Genomic DNA, 18,684 nt, shown 5'->3' on the forward strand with positions numbered 1-18,684 from the left:
TAAATAAATGCTTAACTGAACTGTATTGGGTTATGGTGCGTTCATCATAGCTATCATTAGCATTATCGAAGGAATTATTTACCTAACAAAATCGGATCGAGAGTTCGTACAAACCTATGTCAGCAGTAAAAAGGGTTGGTTCTGAATGAAGAAAAATAGACTTCTTGCACGAATATTTTAAAATTGGTATAACCAGAGTATAACTGAAAGTATACTGACCAAAACGAGCGTAGTTATGAAAACTGCAATTTCGCTTCCAGATTCAGTTTTTGAAGAGGCAGAAGCACTAGCTAGAGAGTTAGGGGTATCTCGTAGTGAACTTTACACCAAAGCTTTGAAAGCATATTTGCGGAAGTACAACCGGAATCAAATGTTGAACCAACTGAATACAGTTTATTCTGAAGAGCCATCTGAACTAGATCCAGTATTGGCAAAGTTACAATTTATGTCCTTGCCCCGTGAGGATTGGTAGTGTATCGCGGAGAAATTTGGTGGGCAAATTTACCTGAACCACTCGGTTCAGAACCAGGGTATCGTCGCCCTATTTTGATTGTTCAAGATGATGTTTTTACTCAAAGTCGTATCAGCACCGTAATCGTCGTAATCATTACCTCTAACACTCAGTTAGCACAAGCACCAGGCAATGTATTGTTACCGCATGAAGCTACAGGTTTACCCAGAGATTCTGTAGCTAATGTGTCTCAAATTTTTACTGTTGACAAAACGTTTTTAGTAGAGCGCGTTGGTTCATTACCAGAACATCTACAAGAAGAAATAGACGAAGGACTGCGAACAATTTTGTACCTCTAAGTGAGGTTATACAGCGCTTCTTGCTATTATGCAATACAGTTTTCTTCTTGCCCCTCTCTTAGCATAGATTTCAGCTTTAAGGATGTACTTCATAGCTGCCGGAAGTGCTGTAAGGATTTAATATTATATCCGACTTAATACTTATGTCATTGCGAACGATCGCATCTGAGTTTAGTTTAGATCAAGTCAGTCAGGAAAATTAGCCCTTCTTTAGTTTTAAAGATGCGGTCATTTTCTAGAGTACAGAATTCTGAGTAGACTCTAAAGAACTAATCCATAGATTCACCGTAAATCCTTCTCCCGTAACAGTGTATTAGCCCAAGCAGCATCTGCTTCTAATAAAGCTGGTACTGCCTCTTTGCTGTAATCTATTACCAAATCATAACTTGCGCGGTCATAAATCCCAGCTAATAAACTCTGCAAATCCACCAACGGTTCACTATCACCCGTTCGTAAAGGCAAGAGAAATGAAGGAATTATATCTTGCAAATCAAAGGCATATAAATCAGATTGGGGACGATTTTCTGCTCGACTAACTAAAATACGATAATCATTTTGCGTACCATACCCAAAAACTAACATTGGTTCCCCAACACGCAATAAATCAATTTCTACCAAATGTGTTGAACTTCCTAACACTCGCTGTCGCTTAGTTTCGTATGCGTTGCGTCCTTCTCCTAAACGTTTATTTTTTGGAGAGAGAATTTCAATCACTGTCACTACTTCTTTTGTTCCTACCTTTCGCACTTCTAAATATCTCTCTTTTACTATCTCAGGTATAGGAACTGTAACTGTTTTAGGTTGAACGACAGGTGTAGCTACAGCTATATTCGGTATTTTAGGATTTATTGCTGTCTGCGACTTTTGTACTATTACATCAGGAATACCAACTAAGAGTTTATCATCACCAGTGGTTTGATAAATTCGTTCTTCAATAGCGACAAAATATTTAGGACGTAGTTGAGGAGAAAGGTAATCTGCGATCGCTACTATTAGTCTCCCATGTACTCCTGGCCATAATTCAGGATGTTCTAAATAGGGGTTCATTCCTGGAAATGGATAAGCCATAGCAAATATCTCAAAACCAAAATTTTAAAACTAACTCTCATAGCCCCCTCTTCCATTCCAGGAAGAGTTGGGCATGGGGTTCTAAGAACAACTGGTAAGTGCCATACCACATTGATATTCTTTTGTCAACCAATCCTTAACACCTTGAGATTCCACCTGCGCCCAATGTCCCTGACAGCCTAACAATTTGACAGCCGTATTCGCAGTAATTCTTCTCATTTTTCGGCTTTCTTGACCGGCATCCTCTCCTCATCTTACAAAATTTAGTACTGCGATGTCTACGACGGGCTATTCGGCGTCGCAGGTGGATGCAACACAACGATATGGAAGTTATTCTTGACAAGATGCGCTTACTTTGGCGCTTCTATCGTGATTCTTACTTGTGCTTGAGAAAGCGCAGAAAGTTTAGGAACGTGGATTAAATAAAGTGCAAAAGTAGGGTGTGTTAGCGGAGCGTAACGCACCATTCCCAGTTTAATCAGAATTGCAGGTTATTAAATTTGCATTCCTTAGCAAACACACGTCAGTTGATAACCCGCAACTCGGATTACTTATCAGCCTTACTAGCTTTTTTCAAACCTTGCCATCTTTGTCGCAGTCGCTTCAAATTAGGAGTATGACCACCATAACGCCAACTAACATAGGCTTGGCTAATCTCATCTATTACCTCAGCAGTTGCTGGAGCATGATGCTGGTATGATCCTCTGGCATACTCTAAAGGTGTTTGTGCTGGATGCTTACCTAAACCTTTTTGGGTTGTCCATTGCAACATTTGTTGATAAAGGCTCTCCATTGCTGGCAATTTCTTTAACCATCGGCGGTTACGCCACTCTCGCCACTGTCCCCAACCCAGCCAACCAAAGAAAGCTGCTGTAGTTGCCAAGATTAAACCAGTCAATACCCCAAACCAACCTTGAGAGAATAAAGCTAAAAACCAAGCGATCGCTCCAATCACCCACTTAAATATTGTCTCAAATACATTATTCAACAAACCTGTCACCGGAGAAGGCAACCACCCAGCAACCCAATGCCACAATTGACGCAACACACTAAAAGTCTGCGTATCTTCTACTGATGGAGGTATGAGGGGATGATTGGGAATCGGATCAAAGGCAAACCAGCCATATTTAGGAAAATATACTTCCGTCATCGCATAAGCATCAGTATTACGGACAACATATAGCCCTGTAAATGGATTAAATTCTCCTGCACTAAACCCTGCTACCAACCGGGCTGGGATGCCAATGGAACGCAACATTACCGTCAGAACTGTTGAGAAGTGGTCTGGATAACCGCCTTTATATTTGAATAAAAAAGCTTCTACTAAGTCATCTTTTTCTCCCAAATAAGGTAAATCTAAGGGATTTTGGGGAAGAGAGTAACGTTGTTTTAAATATTGAGCTAAGTAGAGAGCTTTTTCATAGGCTGAATTTAGGCTTTTAGAAGACTTTGTGACTCCTTCCCGACTGTAGTTAGCAAGAATTTCTTCGGTACGTTGTCGAACTTTTTCGGCAATTTCGGGAGGAATTTGCAGATAATGCTGTTTAATATCTCGTGGATATTTAGTAGAAGCTTCACCTAATTTAGTGCGATCGCGGTATGGTACTTCAGAGATTACTGTGTAAGTGAGTCCTTCTGATAATTCCACAGGCGATCGCAATCCGTCTTCTTTATCAACCGCGATCATTGGTGTGGGAAAGTAAATCTCTTTGGGATAAGCCATCGCCGGAATTAGGTTAGGCAAATCCGCCACCACTGTATAAGTTTGGACTATCTCTTGAGTTTTACCAGTAATCAGAGGTCGGTTTAAGAAAATTTGATAAGACCAAGGCGATCGCTTGATGGTTGTAACATCTTCATTACGCGAAACTTCCCATCCCTTACCCGTATAACGGTCAAATCCTAATACTCGCCAAAAACCCTCAGCTTGCGATCGCACCCGCATCACAACTTTCGGTTTCATCTCGCCCCGCAGGTTTTGGTTAATTTGGCTATTAAAACCGTAATAAAAGTTATTATCTACTTTACCTGGTTGACCAGCTTGGTTTTGTCCCGTACCACTACCTTGATTTTCACCTTTACCTTGACGGACATAACCGGGATTGATGATACTACGTCCGGTGAAATTACCTTTTAATGGAATCGCAGAACTTACAGGAAAATTCCGTAATTGATAGCCAGGAAATCTGGGTAAAACAGCAAAAATTGCCAGTCCCAGACCGACAATTAGGAAGAAATTCAGAATTAAAAATTTAAAATTAAGAGTTGAGGAATTCTTCTGATTTAATTTTCCCTTTTCAGTTTTTAATGGCTGCAAACCCAACCGGGAGCGATAATCTAATACTAAAGTTGGGAGAGCGATCGCTAAAAATAACAGCAACACAGGTGCAAATGCTAAAGTCTGACTTAGCGTTGCCGCCACACCCAATAAAATCAATCCTATAACAATCGAATAGCCCAAATTTTTGCGGCGGGGTGTATCAAAGCTATGCAACACCTGGAGTTGAATTAATAACTCTGCCAAACCCAACCGTGTATCATTCAACTCTCCCACTAATCGCCCAAAGAAAGCACCCAGTGCCACTAACATTCCAATGGCAATACAAAACTTAACTGTAATATTGCGATCGCGGCGACGATAGTAACTCCAAATCGCACCCAATAAACTCAGAGGTAATGCCCAAAAGCTGAATGAAGTTTCGGCGGCGATATCCGTCGCCACAATTCCCAAAACAACCAACGCTAGCACCAGCAGCCGCAAGGAAATTGAATCTTCTACTTCTATTAAAGGCGATCGCTGCGAATTTACAGGGACACGCCAAAACCGATTCATCCTGGATAAGTTAAGCATTTCGAGTCTAAGTGAAAATTCCACGGAAACAATGCTGAGGACGAAACTATTCGCCCTACTTTAAAGTATTCCCGTTAGAAGAAGCTTTCTTATCCTGCCTTCACGCATCTATGAAGGTTTAGTGCCTATTTTACAAATTAAATTCCTCACAGGAGTTTTAAATGTTAAAAAATTTGATTACATGAATGAGATACCATCATAGCCCCCTCCTCGCTTGCGGGGAGGGGGTTGGGGGGTGGGGTTCTTCGAGTTTAATAAGTAATCAAGCGAACATGATACGACGTTACCGTGAACTGTAACGCCAAGCCTAAACATAATTTTGTATAAAAAAACAACCAAACCGAATAAATTCGTTGTGAAAAAGTGGTGGCTTGGCAAAATACAGGCGAGTTAAAATCAGCACAACACAAGAAACTAACTCGTTCCCCAGGCTTTGCTGATAACCCATTAGACTGACTATTACCCACAAAAAATCAATTATGGGATGGAGGGTGAGTTTACACGCACTGCTAATCTGTAACCACACTTTAAGTATAAGTAAGCACCCTGTTGCTAGTAGTATCTAGAGACAGAAAAAGCCCCAAGGCAACAACTAAGCAATAGTTACCTTAAGATATTCGGCATTACGTACTAGCGGTGGCAATTAAGGTTACACAGTGGGATTAATCACAAACAAAAGCGGCTGTTCGTCTATTTCAGTAAACTCAACTTCCAGAGTATAAGTTGGGTTAAGTTGCTCGCAACCTAACTCTACACTTAAGTATCCCGGAGTTGAAGATGTAGCCATTGCTAAAGTTCCACTTCCGCGAAGTGTCAAAGTTCCTTTAACGGGTAACTCAGCCTGAACAAGTAACTTCGTAAGTTTACCTACAGACTGATACTCTACCCTGATGTTCAAATTACCGACAGTGGTTAGCCATTGTCTTTCTACCACCGGACTAGTTGCTGAAAGTGGTAGAGTCAGATTTTCCAGCAGTTGTTTAGCCGCCAGCAACGACAAAGCCATTTGTTGACGCGGTTGTAAATCTGCATAATCGCTCTGAATATTGGGCATTGTCTCCAGAGTACTTACAGATCGGTAGGTGCTTCTTAGCACCAATCCCGCGATATCGTTTAGTGCTTGAGACTCGTTGGGAAAAAAGTTCTCCACCACTTGAACTAATTTTGCTCCCAAAGGCACTGAAGATGTCACCATTGATTGACATTTTTCTAGTAATTGCTGGAAAACTCTTTCCGGCAAGGGAAGCGGCAGGTTCAACTTCGACTGTTGTACCATCCATCCCCAGGTAGGAACGAGCGTCATTGACGGTTCATCAACAAAATCGGGATAGTCGATTAATTGTGTTTCCCAAGGAAATAAAGGTGGGTGTTCTTGGGCTTGGGTTTGTAAGCGATTCTTAAGGACAGCTTGGAAACGATCTAGCACAGTAGGAATTTCTCCCAATTGAAAGGTCTGGGGCGTTCCTCCCAATTTTGGCTCACTGCTTTTTGAAGCAGTGGCTTCATTGTGGAGGTTTTTTACCCCGTCATTTACCTCACATTCTACAGATTGGTCGGTATTTTTGACATCATCTGTCAATAACCAACCGAGATACTGAGATTGTAAGGATTCTGAGTCACTATTCATGAGTAGATGCACCTGATCCGGACACTAATGAGTTACGAATTTCCCAAGCTTGCTCAAGAATCTTAAACCATCGTTTTTGAAGTTGTGCCATTGACAACCCTAAAGTTTTGGCGATTTTTTCATCGGCTTGTCCTTGTTGCTTCAACTCTAGTAAAGACCGTTGCTTATTGTCCAGCTGTGCTGTATATACTTGCCATTGCTGGGGAGTTAAGCCCAAATTGGTGTGCAAAGAAGCTTCCAGCCACTCGTGAACCAATTCCCAACGGTGTAATAAAGCAAACCGAATCAAATGATACTTGAAGCGCTGCTGTAAGTAATCTCTCTGACGAGGCGTTAAACCTAAAATAGACTCAATTTCCTGTGCTGATAGATCCTGGAGGCGCAGCGAAAAGTAATTAGCACAGTCAGATTGTTGCCGTTCTTCGAGATAATTCATTAATTCTGTAACTACAACGGAACGCAAAGTATCTTCTTCAGGTTCGGGTTCGGCTTGCGTCGCCATTGTCGAGCGTAATTGATGCACTGCTGGTTCTTCCCAACAACCATCGCCTTCGTTATTGCTGCCTTCTGCGGCTTGTTCTATATCTACACTGGTTTCTGGGGGCTGGTGTTGAGAAAAAGTTTGCGCCCGCAAGATAATTAGCTGCTGCTGACGGCCTGGTAAGGGAATGCGTCGTTTGCCGTAGCGTTCGGTAAATGCCATGTACTCGGACAATTCTAGAAGCGTTTGAGGGCGATAAGTAACACCAAGTTGATTTTCTCGCCGGAAAGCGTTTAATGCCTCCAGATAAAAACTCTGTAAGAAATCTTCAATTATAGTCAGTCGCCCTTGATAGCTTAATTGCTTCTGAGGCGGGTTAATGTATCGATAAATAATTGCACTCAGAGTACTGTGTAATTCTACCCTGCCGCGATTTGAACCCAACTGATAGTACCTGAGACACTGTTGTAGGCGATGCCGAGCCAGGGTCATCGCCGAGCTTTCTACAGACCCAGAAGCTTGAATACGTTTGCTTTCTTGGCAAATCCGATATACTTCGGTGGTAATACGTCTTGCTACATCGTGGCAATTTTGTTCCGAAGCTTTGGTTGATTGTTGAAACTCCCTAGACAGGAGTTGAAAGATCACCTCCACGCCTTTAGAATTTTCTCCCAGAATATTTGCAGATGGAATAGTTGCGGTTGCGGCTGAATTCATAGTCTCAGTTTTCAAAAGACCCTAAGTATTTAAATACAACCTGTACGACTGTGGGTATTGGCTTTTTTGATTTTACGTATAAGCTAAACGCAGACCAATCCTACATTGAGAATGTGGCTGATTTTATTATTCCCAACTTCGATGGGATTGTTCACACTTTGATAGATGTTATTGCCATTACCCAGGAGCCGTATACAAGTCATTATGGATTTAGAAGCACAAATTCAATTGCTGATTGACAATGCACCCCGCGATGGTATAACACCAAATTTGATTGCAGCAATTGCTCCTGCCCTTAGAGCGATCGCTCAAAAATTACGTCACTCCCAGTACTATATTCTCCAAAATTCAGAGTCAAGCTGGGTTTTAACTACATTGAGCAATCTTACTAATCCAGGATTGGAAAAGCGCGTTCTTTACGCTTTTCCTACCATACAGGATGTCTCTCTAATTTCCCCTGCTGGGCTTGACCCTCAAATGCTAGCTAAAATTATCCCTGTCACCCATATTTTGTTCCAATTGGTGGCATTAGAACCCGTAGATAGCATCATTTTTTTGGAGACGCCGGGTAAGACCACTCATACCGTTGAAATTCGGCGAACTGAACTAGAAAAACTCATGCAGAAACAGCTACGACAACAGCGATCGCCTAAACAGATACCCCCTGATATTGCATAGAAAAAACTTGGATGTGGGATTTTTTAGATACAATCCCACATCCAAAATTTTAAATCTCAAATTTGTTTGAAAAAGTTTTTGATCAAAATAAATTAATGCCAGTTATCAACCTTCTAGTTCTTTAAAGAAGCAAGCGATCAGCTTAATTTTCCGCGTAATCTAAAATTGGTTAACAAACAGTTCTCAGTGAACATTTTTCCAAATTTAGTTGACCATTAAGCAAAATTTTCCCACCTAAGAACAGGTGGAAGGTTTCGCTTGGGGTCTAAAGTCCCCTAAAGTACCTGTTAACTGGTAATTGATTTAGTAAAGGCGGCTCAGTGTGTACTCGGCTATGTTAATCAATGCCTGGTGGGATTCTGAAGGTGGTAGAACTGCGAGATGTTCAATTGCTAACTTCGCATGGTGAGCAGCTAACTCTCGCGCCTGCTGTATGCCTTGACTATCTTGAATTAGTGCTAGTGCTTGCTCTAAATCCCCCTCTTGAGCAAACTCTCTCTCAATCAGCACTTCCAAGGATGGTTTTTGGGCTAAAGCAAATAAAACGGGTGCAGTCAGATTACCACTTTTAAGATCCGACCCCACTGGTTTACCCAAAGTATCTGTTGTACTGGTGAAATCTAGAATGTCGTCAACAATTTGAAATGCTATACCAAAATGACGACCGTAGCTGTATAAATGCTCAACAGTTTCTCGTGAAACTTCGCTGAGTAACCCAGCAGCTTTAGAACTGTTGGCGATTAACGAAGCTGTTTTGTAATAACTCTTTTGCAGGTAAGTTTCAATAGAGATACTAGCATCAAAACGATTCAATCCCTGCTGAATTTCCCCAGTAGCTAGATCCATAATGACTTCTGAGAGGAGTTTCACTACCTCCAAATTGTCCAAATTTGCTAAATACCAGGACGATTGGGCAAAAAGAAAATCTCCTGCTAATATGGCAATGCGATTACCGAACAAACTATGAACGGTAGGAACGCCTCGCCTCACATCTGATTCATCTACCACATCGTCATGTACCAAGCTAGCTGTGTGAATCATTTCTGTAATCTCAGCTAGGCGGCGATGACGCGGTGTAATGTCTTGTTCTAACATTGTTGCCCGCGATATTAGCAGGACAATTGCTGGTCTGATACGCTTTCCCCCAGCACCGAATAAATGTTCGGCTGCTGCAAACAGAATGGGGTGGCGATTTCCAACTAGCTGTTTTAGGTTATCTGCTAGTAGTCGCAGGTCTGCTTCCACAGGGGTAAACAGGGAGGTGGCTGGGGTCATGGATGGGCGGACTCTGACTTAGGTTACGAAAGTTTACATATCCTACACTCATTTTAAGATAACCCTGTGCCAGCGCAAAGTTTTCATAAGGTAATCCCATTTTCATGAGTCTATGGGTGATAATTAAGGTTACTGATGTGTTTGTCAATAAGCAATTATGCTTAATTTCTGCTAAATCATGTTTTAAAGTAACTTAAAACATGATTTATAAGTAGATGGGAATAAATATCAGCTAAAATTCTATTAAGTAGTTTCCCGGTACGGGTTTACCGCCACATTCCTAAGCAATATTGCCTATTGACAAAATGGATGTAGTCTAATTATTTCACAAGTGAGTCGGACTAAATTTCTTCAAGACTGAAGTGTGGCTATTCAAAAAATTTGAAATTTAGCAGTCGAATCGGCTCAAAATTTAAGGTCGTTGTGTTACGCTAAAATATAGGAATTTTAAATTTTTCAGATATTAACACCCGAAAAGTAAGTCACCTAGTAGTTGATTTTACTGGATCGGTGATGTAATTCTAAAATAATTAGTCGTAGCTTAAAATTAGGGAAATAATTCCTTTTATTTTTCCTACGACCCGTGAACTCCTGGTTTGGAGCTATGCGATATCCCTATGGGAAGCCGCTACACGTCTTAAGCGCACGTTGAGCGCAAGCATTGCTCCTTTCACAGCAATGTGAGCAAAAATAAAGCAGATCAAGTAGACCGCAAAGAATCATAGTTTTAGATTGCCTTTTAGCAATCTAAATGCTGTGGGATCTATGGTCTGCAAGAAGCCGCATTAGACAATAAATTATTTATCTGTAGAGAATTCTATCTTTATAGGTAATTTTACCATAGGAAACTCCAGCCATCAAGAAAGTACTTGCTTGGCTGAGGTTCTACTAATTTTATGGAATTTTATATTTATTTAGAAAGCTGCTAGTAGAACAATGATTTACGGAAGTGTACCTATGATGATTTTTATTTTAGCGTCTGGATATTTGTTCACAGTTTACCTGTTATTAGCACTGGCAAAGCGAACAGGTACAAAGACTGTTCCGACAAGTTTCCCTTCATCTACCGAAGGAAAACACAAGCAGGAGATATCGGTAAGGGCAAAGGTGACTGAAGCAGTTAATAGTCAATAGTCATTTGTTATTTGTCCTTTGTCCTTGGGCATTAAAAAGAGGCTCGGCGCGGGGTGCTGCTCTTGCTGAGGGGAAAATTCTTCTCCCTTACTCCCTGCCCCCTGCCCCCTGCCCCCTGCCCCCTGCCCCCTGCCCCCTGCCCCCTGCCCCCTGCCTCCTTCAATGGAGTTGGGAAATAGCGGTATCAGTGAAGCAAACCTCTTCAACCATTGGGGTATAGCCTAGCCACTGTACTCCTGACTGGGAAAACTGTTTCGGACAACCGCTAACAGCGAAGCGAGTTGGTAGTGGGAGGTGGGTATTTTTTAAGCCTAGCAAGTCTAACTCTTGGGCACAAGCTGCTACGACATGAACAGCTGGGTCAATCAGTTGGACATGGGAGGGGAGGAGCGATCGCAATACTGGTGTAAGGTGGGGATAATGAGTACAACCGTGAACTAAAGTGTCAATTTCCTGCTCTAGTAAAGGCTCTAGGTAGGCTCGTGCTACTTCAGCAGTGTAGGGATCATGAATCCGGTTTTGCTCGATGAGTGGCACAAACTCTGGACATCCAACTTGCCAGACTTGGACATTAGGAGCAATTTCGATTATTGCGTGCTTATAAGCATTACTTTTCGCTGTAGCCGGAGTGGCAATTACACCAATCCGCTTCCCTTGTTGCACCGCAGCTTTTGCACCTGGTAGGATTACTCCCAAAATCGGTATGTTGAATTCCTGACGCACGGTTTCAAGGGCTAGGGCAGAACTGGTGTTACAAGCCATAATTACCATTTTTACCTGCTGCTGTTGTAGCCAGGTAATAATTTCACGCGTAAATTGTAAAATTTCTGTTTGGGAACGAATTCCGTAAGGGAGTCGAGCTGTATCCCCAAAGTAAACAATTGATTCATTGGGGAGTTGCCGATATAGTTGTCGCAGTACTGTCAGTCCACCCACACCACTGTCAAAGATGCCAATTGGGGCACGTTGGGGTTCTTGCTCAGAAAAATTGTCAAGATTCGCTTCAAAGATCGAAGATGAATACACGGGCAAATATAAATTTAGGTTTTGGGATTTAAAATACAGAATTTAGCAGACAATGTACAAATTGACTACTAAATTCTGGATACCAAAAAAGTCTAAATACCACCTTTTAATAGTAATTTGTACTATATTAACGCTGTAAGTATTTTAGGATGCCACGAGCGATCGCTTCTGCCATTTGATTTTGATACTCTGGTGTTCCCAATCTGGGATTGTCTTCTCGACCAGTCATATAACCTGTTTCTACTAAAATCGAGGGCATAGAGCTTTTTCTAAGAACGTAGAATCTGGCTTTGCGGGTTCCCCGGTCTTTAATTGTGCTGATGTTCTGGAGGATGGTATTGCGAACTACTTCAGCCAGAGCATAACCGCTATCATAATAATATACTTCTAACCCATTAACATCAGGGCGATTATCAACCGAATTAGCGTGAATGCTGACAAAGGCAGTCGCATTAACTCGCTCGGCAATTTCTACCCGTCCCTGAAGTTCTACGAAAAAGTCAGCATCTCGTGTAAGTACAGCCTGTACACCATTTTGCTCTAAAATGGCTGCTACCCTTTTACCAATGGGCAGAATTACGTCCTTTTCTAAAAGTCCGCCTAGACCTGGGGCACCTGAGTCTTTTCCACCATGTCCTGGGTCAATCACAACTAGTAATTTCCCTCTCTTGACTGAGGGACGCGGCTGTGGCTGGGAGATAGGACGGGGGTTATCTGTGGGGTTTGGGAATTGACTTAGGTTTGGCGATGGCAGAGGAGGTAAAGTAATAGGGGGTGTGACGCTACCAGAGCGTTGTAATTCTAAAGCCAAAAGCTGGTCGCCAACTTGATTGAGTTCCCCAATTTGTACGCCGGCTGCTGGTTGAACCAAGACGACGACAGTATTGGATTCTTGTGGTTGCAGGCGGACTCGCAGGATAGGGCTATTAGCATTAAAATTCGGGCCTGTCACTTTGGGGGCTAACCGAGCATTGTTGATGGTGATGCGGAACAGACCAGAAGTTCTGTCCCAGCCTCCTATAGCAGATAAAGCAAGGTCTGCTCTAATCAGAAGTTGTGTCCCATTACCAGCTAATTGCACAGACTCAATGGTAGCAGGTGAGGTGTTAGTAGATGGTATTGGGCGTAGACTATTACCTCCAGGCAACTGGGCAACGCCACGACTGGGCAGAACTACAAAACCACCAATACTGCTAGTTGTTGCCCGCCAATTTTGACTATTTTCGTCCACCTGTAAAGTCATCCGAACAACAGATGGGCTTGTTTGTAGTTGGCTGAACTGAATGCGGCTGACACCATAGCGATTAATCGGCAAATCGCGCTGCCCTAGATTTGGTGATAAAGTAGCGCCAGTAATATCGATATTAACTGCCCTTTGATCGTTGCTACGATTTACCTGAATCTGAGGATTACCACCATTGGTGCGGATGAAAAAACCATCGCCTGTGACTTGTAAGTTCTCAATTTGAGTAACTCTGGCGGCAAGTATTCCGTTTTTAGGCGGATTGACAGGGTTTGGTGTCACTACGTTGTAAATATTTCTTTGGGAGAACACTGATGGAGATGTTCTCGGTGAAGTCTCTGTTGCTATAGCTTGTTCTTGTTGCCATCCAGTATTTGAGGGTGTATTTTCAGCCACTGGTGTAGGTAATTGTACCATCCAGCGTTCACGAAGTGTCCCCGCAGAGGATTCGCCAGTTGTGCCAACAAATTCTACTCCTTTGGGGTCAAGTGTATAACCAGGAGTCAGTTCAACGACTATGCGCGTTGTTTGTTCGTCAAACTGCCCAACCCGGATAGCGCGAATTGCACCGCCCACCTGTTGGGTTAACTGCGGACGCCCAAATGTGGTTCCTGGCAAATCAATTACCAAACGAGTGGGGTTAAAAATTAATTGTGCTTGGGGTTGAACATCCCCCGAAGTATTAATTTCCAGACGATTTTGGTTGGTATCAAAACGCCAAGATTGGAGTCTCGCGGCCATTGCCGGCGACGACAGCATGAAGATAGTTCCAATAGTACTGGATAGTAACCAGTGTAATTTCACAGTCCTTTCTCCTAATTCACATTCATGGGAGCCGTCAACATCTCAACATATTGGCAAATCCTCACACCGTCACCGCGCACACTTGAGTTTTGCGCTGTTATTAAGACACAATGGCGTAAAATATAGCACGCTCTTTTGATTTTGCCATGCCATGAGCCTATATAAATTTGACTTTCAATTTTAGATTTTAGATTCCTAATTTTAGATTTTTTGATTTTTGGTTCATGGCGGACTAACGCTTTGATACACTAACACTCCTTGTGGCGTGAAATAATTCCATTATCGAAAATTTAAAATTATCAACCCCTATCCCTTTATCGGTGGGGTTAATCCAAAATCCAAAATCCAAAATTGCTTGGCTTGCAAATCATCAGATGACAATAACAAAGAAGCTACTGCTATCCCGCCGCAAAAATACTTAAATTATTTAGTACTAAATTGGATAAAATTGGTAAAGATTAGATGTATTTACTCAATAATTTTGACTAAATTACTTATCTTCTCTTTAGATACTGAAGAATGCCACGAGCGATCGCATCTGCCATTTGATTTTGGTAAGCTGAGGTTCTGAGTTTAGCGTTATCATCTCGACCAGTCAAATAACCTGTTTCTACGAGAATAGAAGGCATGGAACTTTTTCTGAGGACAAAAAATCTGGCTCGCCGCACTCCCCTATCTCTGACATTTACATTTTGAAGAATACTGTTATGGACAGTGCGAGCTAGACCCAAACCACTGCCGTAATAATACGTTTCTAAGCCACTGACATCCGAACGACCTGGCCCAACTGCATTAGCATGAATGCTAACAAAGACATCAGCATTCGCTCGCTCTGCTAATTGCACCCGCCCCGGAAGGGTAACGAAATAGTCAGAATCCCGCGTCATAACTACTTGTACGCCATTTTGCTGCAAAACCTGAGCTATTCTTTTGCCAATAGACAAAATAATATCCTTTTCGCGTAATCCCCCAAGACCTACTGCTCCAGGGTCTTTACCGCCATGTCCGGGGTCAATGAGGACTACTACTCGTCCATTGGTAAGCGGGCGTTGTGGTTGTCTTAGGGGCTGGGGATTGGGATTGTTTGGGTCTGGGAATGGCCCCCGGTTTGGCGGTGGTAGTCCAGGTAAAGCAAAGGGGGGTCTTCCGGGGAGGGCGACAATTCGCCGAGAGCCTTGTATTGGTATCAAAAGCTGGTCGCCAATTTGCTGGGGTTGCCCAAGTTGCACTCCGGCTGCTGGTTGAACTAAAACAACTACTGTGTTGGGTTCTTGGGGTTGCAGACGTACCCGGAGAATGGGGCTATTGGCAACAAAAGTAGGGCCTGTGACTCTGGGAGATAACTTGGCATTTGTAATTGTGACACGGAACAGACCTGAGGATCTATCCCAGGTTCCCGTAGCAGATAAGGTTTGGTCGCCTCTAATTAACAGTTGTGTGCCATTATCAGTCAGTTGTACAGACTCTATTGTTGCTGGGGAGTTGTTAGCAGATGGTCTGCTGGGAAAGGAGGGTGGTTGTGACTGATTGTCAGAATTATTATTTCCAGGCAATCTGACAACGCGACTAGGTAGAACTACTAAACCAGCGCCGTTACTATTACTTGCTTGCCAGTCGGGGCTATTTTGATCTACCCGTAAAGTCAGGCGAACGCCAGGAGGTTGGCTTTGTAGTTGGGTGAATTCGACACGGCTAATACCATGTTTGTTAACGGGGATATTATTCTGTTGCGTCAGACGTGGTGATAAAGATGCGTCAGAGATGTCCATGAAGATGGTAGCGCGATCGCGGCTGCGAATTACCCGAATCGGAGAATTACCACCACCACTGGTGCGAATGAACAACCCATCACCTGTTACTTGTAAGTTCTCAATTTGAGTTGCCCCTCTTGTAGTATTGGCAACCCTGGAAATACCAGGTTGCGGCTCAGAGTCTGGGGTAACAACAGTGTAAGCACTTCTGGGAGAAGCGGCTACTCTATCAAGTTCTGGTCTAGGTAATTGCACCCTCCAGCGATCGCCATCTGTACCTACAAATTGCACTCGTTTGGGGTCTAAAGTATAACCAGGAGTCAGTTCGACAACTATCCGGGTTGTTTCTGCATCAAACTGCCCAACCCGGATCGAGCGAATTCCACCGCCCACCTGTTGGGTTACCTGCGGACGCCCAAATGTGGTTCCTGGCAAATCAATTACCAGTCGAGTTGGGTTGAAAATTAGTTGTGCCTGGGGTTGAACTGCTCCCACAGTATTAATTTCCAGCCTGTTTTGATTGGCATCAAAGCGCCAAGATTCAAGTCTCGCAGCCATTACCGGCGACGATAGCATGAAGATAGTTCCAATAGTGCTGGGTAGTAACCAGTGTAATTTCACAGTCCTTTCTCCTAATTCACGTTCATGGGAGCTGTCAACGAAAAGGCAGGGAGAAGGGGGCAGGGAGCAGGGGAGACAAGGTGACAACGTGACAAGAGGTGACAACTTGCAACAAGTCTTCTCCCTTGTCCCCAATTCCTCTTCCCCCAGCAAAGCTGTACTCTGCCCCAATTCTTGTTTTCCATCCCCCTTGCTCCCTCCTTTCTGCTCCCTTGCCTCTTGTTCAATATCTCAACTTATTGGCAAATCATCACACCGTCACCACCTAAACTTGACCTCTGATGCCTTTTTTGATTTTTTAAGCTGGTATAAAGACACGCTTAAATTAGTTATCAGGTTTCATATTGGGTCTAAATCCCCATGTGAAATTTTCCACCTTTACAGGTAGGAACTCTGACTCCCAAGGAAGCTAGAAAACTAATAACTGATAACCGTTCACTGATAACTGGTTTTTATTTTTCGCCATCAATGTACTAAATAGATAATTCCCATTCCTTTGAGAGGATCTAGCAAAATTTATGGGTGTTACTCCCCAATTACCTGGAAAATTTTCAAATAAAGGCTCACAAGCCAAGGAGGACTGGAAATAAATAACATTCCGAATGTTGGTAGAAATTATAAACAGACGATTATTCTACAATCAGACGGGACGGAAATTTAGGAAGAGAAGTTTCCACTGCATAATTGGGAGATGAGGGGGATGAGGGAGAATTATTGAACAAGTTTCTTCCCATTCCCCATTCCCTATTCCCCATTCCCAAAGATTAGCGATCGCTAGATTCTGGGGTCACTTCCAAATTGCCACTGTCATTTGATGCTGGCACTCTTGACTGAGATGATTCAATTACCAACGAAGTTCCAGAGGAACCATCTAAAATCAGTTGGTCTGAGACTGAATCCCCAGTTTTTGGGTCTGGAAATACAAATCGTAACAAAGGAGGAGCTAAAAAGGTTGTCAAGATAACCATCATGATAATTGCCGCTCCTAATGGTTTCGAGAGAGCGCCACTGGCTGCGCCGACACCAGCAAACACTAATCCAACTTCCCCTCTAGGAATCATCCCCACACCGATCGCTAAACGGTTGATTTCCGGTTGACCAAAGACGCTTAAGCCTGTGATTACTTTACCGAGAATGGCTACTATGATCAGGAAAGTTGCCATAATTAAACCTTCCCGATTATCGGGAATTGCTGGGTTTAAAACTCCCAAATCGGTTTTTGCGCCAACCGTTACAAAGAAAATTGGCACTAACATATCAGCAATGGGACAGACTTGCCTTTGCAGTTCTTTGCGCTTATCTGTCTCTTCTAGAACTAAACCCGCCGCAAAAGCTCCTAAAATTGCTTCTAAGTGGATGACGGCGGCAAGGTATGCCATAGCAAAGGCGAAGATGAATGCTGGTATCACCAGTCCACCGCGTGTTTTGAGTTTATCAGCGATCGCCACAAAGGACTTATTGAAAATATTGCCTAGTAGGATTGCTCCCAAAATAAAACCAGTGGCGCTGATAATCAAATAAATAACTTTGCTGACATCCACCACGCCATCTTTAGCTAGACTGGCAACTACTGCTAAAACGATGATTCCCAAAACGTCGTCAATGACGGCAGCACCCAAAATAATCTGCCCTTCTTTAGAATTGAGTCGCCCCAACTCTGACAGCACCTTAGAAGTAATCCCAATACTAGTTGCAGTCAAAGCTGCCCCGGCAAAAATTGCCGGTACAGCAGCAATTCCAAACAAAGTCATCAGTCCCACAGTACCAGCAGCAAAGGGTACTACTACCCCCACTATTGCAACGACGGTGGCTTGGATACCAACTGCCATTAAATCTTTTAAATTCGACTCCAAACCGATTTCAAACAGTAGGATGATCACACCCAATTCTGCCAAAACGGAAATGACCTCAGACTGCGCTGCAAACACGGCTGGAGTGGCTTCAGGCGTTAAACCAGCAGTGATTTGAAGGAAGGACATGATCAAAGAGTTAGAACTGTCTGTGCCGCCTTCTGGAAACACTAAAAGGTGGAAAACAGAGATACCAACTACCACGCCACCTACAAGTTCGCCTAAGACAGGCGGTAAACCCACTTGGTTTGATAACTCTCCACCAACTTTGCTGGCGAGATAAACGACTACTAAGCTTAGTAACACTGCTGCTACTACCATTGAACTGTCTGCGGCTTCTGTTGCGGTAGCCAGCAGAGGAAAAGAGAAGTTGATTGGATCTAACAAATGCATGGGTTCTCTGAAAATCCTTCTCTTTGATTTTGACGCGTTTCTGAAAAACATCCTATGGAAATGCGATTGACAGATTAAATAAATTAATTTGTCACCAGTTCGTAGTAAGGACTTCAGTCCTTATTTTTAAGCACTAAATTGCTTACTACAAACCCTCAAAACAAGCTTAAGAAAGTACTGGTGTAATTTTTTTAGTTTCCAAAAATGTAACCATTTCAGCTTTTGACTATGGCAGTGTCAAAGTAATAACATACAAATCGGATCTAGCGATCGCACTTGAGTTGTGAAAAACTTGTAGTAACTGTTGACTCTTAACAGCCACCAAAAAATTGCTAGATACGTTGATGAAAAACAT

Annotated in this window: 15 protein-coding genes; 4 read left to right on the forward strand and 11 right to left on the reverse strand. The window is 42.9% G+C overall.

All coding sequences use genetic code 11. From position 1 onward, the window contains the following. Positions 1-235: 235 nt before the first annotated feature. Both D1367_RS03950 and D1367_RS03955 read left to right on the forward strand, forming a co-directional pair. Positions 236-472, forward strand: coding sequence for a CopG family ribbon-helix-helix protein (locus tag D1367_RS03950; RefSeq protein WP_118163193.1), 237 nt, complete (start codon positions 236-238; stop codon positions 470-472). Next, on the forward strand, positions 472-810 hold the full coding sequence (locus tag D1367_RS03955) for a type II toxin-antitoxin system PemK/MazF family toxin (protein WP_276469604.1): 339 nt from the start codon (positions 472-474) through the stop codon (positions 808-810). The genes D1367_RS03950 and D1367_RS03955 overlap by 1 nt, the downstream gene beginning before the upstream one ends. Positions 811-1,092: 282 nt before the next feature. On the opposite strand, the gene D1367_RS03960 is transcribed toward D1367_RS03955, so the two are convergent. From D1367_RS03960 to hetZ, 5 genes are all read right to left on the reverse strand, one after another. Continuing rightward, entirely contained in the window at positions 1,093-1,878 is a 786-nt protein-coding gene (locus tag D1367_RS03960; protein WP_118163201.1) for a DUF4058 family protein, read from the reverse strand. An 81-nt stretch (positions 1,879-1,959) separates the two neighbouring features. Beyond that, positions 1,960-2,097, reverse strand: a complete 138-nt coding sequence (locus tag D1367_RS03965) for a hypothetical protein (RefSeq protein WP_181985061.1) — start codon at positions 2,095-2,097, stop codon at positions 1,960-1,962. Between the two features lie 328 nt (positions 2,098-2,425). Then, a complete protein-coding gene (locus tag D1367_RS03970; protein WP_181985062.1) occupies positions 2,426-4,729 on the reverse strand; it encodes a transglutaminase TgpA family protein in 2,304 nt (767 codons plus the stop codon). A 649-nt stretch (positions 4,730-5,378) separates the two neighbouring features. Continuing rightward, on the reverse strand, positions 5,379-6,356 hold the full coding sequence (locus D1367_RS03975) for a PatU (protein ID WP_118163209.1): 978 nt from the start codon (positions 6,354-6,356) through the stop codon (positions 5,379-5,381). Continuing rightward, entirely contained in the window at positions 6,349-7,554 is a 1,206-nt protein-coding gene (gene hetZ, locus D1367_RS03980; protein ID WP_118163212.1) for a heterocyst differentiation protein HetZ, read from the reverse strand. The genes D1367_RS03975 and hetZ overlap by 8 nt, the downstream gene beginning before the upstream one ends. Before the next feature lie 204 nt (positions 7,555-7,758). On the opposite strand from hetZ, the gene D1367_RS03985 reads away from it, so the two are divergent. Further along, complete coding sequence (locus D1367_RS03985) at positions 7,759-8,232, forward strand: hypothetical protein (RefSeq protein WP_118163217.1); 474 nt, start codon at positions 7,759-7,761, stop codon at positions 8,230-8,232. A 303-nt stretch (positions 8,233-8,535) separates the two neighbouring features. Here the strand turns inward: D1367_RS03985 and sds are convergent, their stop codons facing one another. Then, positions 8,536-9,507 (reverse strand): solanesyl diphosphate synthase, encoded by a 972-nt coding sequence (gene sds / locus D1367_RS03990; RefSeq protein ID WP_118163220.1) that lies wholly within the window; start codon positions 9,505-9,507, stop codon positions 8,536-8,538. A 936-nt stretch (positions 9,508-10,443) separates the two neighbouring features. Between sds and D1367_RS03995 the strand changes: the two genes are divergently transcribed. Further along, positions 10,444-10,641, forward strand: coding sequence for a hypothetical protein (locus D1367_RS03995; RefSeq protein ID WP_118163223.1), 198 nt, complete (start codon positions 10,444-10,446; stop codon positions 10,639-10,641). A gap of 159 nt (positions 10,642-10,800) precedes the next feature. On the opposite strand, the gene murI is transcribed toward D1367_RS03995, so the two are convergent. The 5 genes from murI to D1367_RS32630 form a co-directional block, all read right to left on the reverse strand. Then, positions 10,801-11,667: a glutamate racemase gene (murI, locus tag D1367_RS04000; protein ID WP_118163226.1), complete on the reverse strand. Its 867-nt coding sequence runs from the start codon at positions 11,665-11,667 to the stop codon at positions 10,801-10,803. A 127-nt stretch (positions 11,668-11,794) separates the two neighbouring features. Continuing rightward, positions 11,795-13,714, reverse strand: coding sequence for an N-acetylmuramoyl-L-alanine amidase (locus D1367_RS04005; RefSeq protein WP_118163230.1), 1,920 nt, complete (start codon positions 13,712-13,714; stop codon positions 11,795-11,797). A gap of 494 nt (positions 13,715-14,208) precedes the next feature. After that, complete coding sequence (locus D1367_RS04010; protein ID WP_118163233.1) at positions 14,209-16,086, reverse strand: N-acetylmuramoyl-L-alanine amidase; 1,878 nt, start codon at positions 16,084-16,086, stop codon at positions 14,209-14,211. A gap of 764 nt (positions 16,087-16,850) precedes the next feature. Next, positions 16,851-18,329, reverse strand: coding sequence for a cation:proton antiporter (locus D1367_RS04015; protein WP_118163237.1), 1,479 nt, complete (start codon positions 18,327-18,329; stop codon positions 16,851-16,853). Between the two features lie 226 nt (positions 18,330-18,555). Next, the gene (locus tag D1367_RS32630; protein ID WP_267255564.1) at positions 18,556-18,684 is read right to left on the reverse strand and encodes a hypothetical protein; all 129 of its coding nucleotides are present in this window, start codon (positions 18,682-18,684) and stop codon (positions 18,556-18,558) included.

It is taken from the genome of Nostoc sphaeroides, from assembly GCF_003443655.1.
Lineage (GTDB): Bacteria > Cyanobacteriota > Cyanobacteriia > Cyanobacteriales > Nostocaceae > Nostoc > Nostoc sphaeroides.

Coding starts and splice junctions, on each gene's coding strand:
- sds (WP_118163220.1), bottom strand. CDS start 9,507: ATGACCCCAGCCACCTCCCTGTTTACCCCTGTGGAAGCAGACCTGCGA.
- D1367_RS03950 (WP_118163193.1), top strand. CDS start 236: ATGAAAACTGCAATTTCGCTTCCAGATTCAGTTTTTGAAGAGGCAGAA.
- D1367_RS03995 (WP_118163223.1), top strand. CDS start 10,444: ATGATTTACGGAAGTGTACCTATGATGATTTTTATTTTAGCGTCTGGA.
- D1367_RS03960 (WP_118163201.1), bottom strand. CDS start 1,878: ATGGCTTATCCATTTCCAGGAATGAACCCCTATTTAGAACATCCTGAA.
- hetZ (WP_118163212.1), bottom strand. CDS start 7,554: ATGAATTCAGCCGCAACCGCAACTATTCCATCTGCAAATATTCTGGGA.
- D1367_RS04015 (WP_118163237.1), bottom strand. CDS start 18,329: ATGCATTTGTTAGATCCAATCAACTTCTCTTTTCCTCTGCTGGCTACC.
- D1367_RS32630 (WP_267255564.1), bottom strand. CDS start 18,684: ATGTTTTTCATCAACGTATCTAGCAATTTTTTGGTGGCTGTTAAGAGT.
- D1367_RS03985 (WP_118163217.1), top strand. CDS start 7,759: ATGGATTTAGAAGCACAAATTCAATTGCTGATTGACAATGCACCCCGC.
- D1367_RS03970 (WP_181985062.1), bottom strand. CDS start 4,729: ATGCTTAACTTATCCAGGATGAATCGGTTTTGGCGTGTCCCTGTAAAT.
- D1367_RS03965 (WP_181985061.1), bottom strand. CDS start 2,097: ATGAGAAGAATTACTGCGAATACGGCTGTCAAATTGTTAGGCTGTCAG.
- D1367_RS03975 (WP_118163209.1), bottom strand. CDS start 6,356: ATGAATAGTGACTCAGAATCCTTACAATCTCAGTATCTCGGTTGGTTA.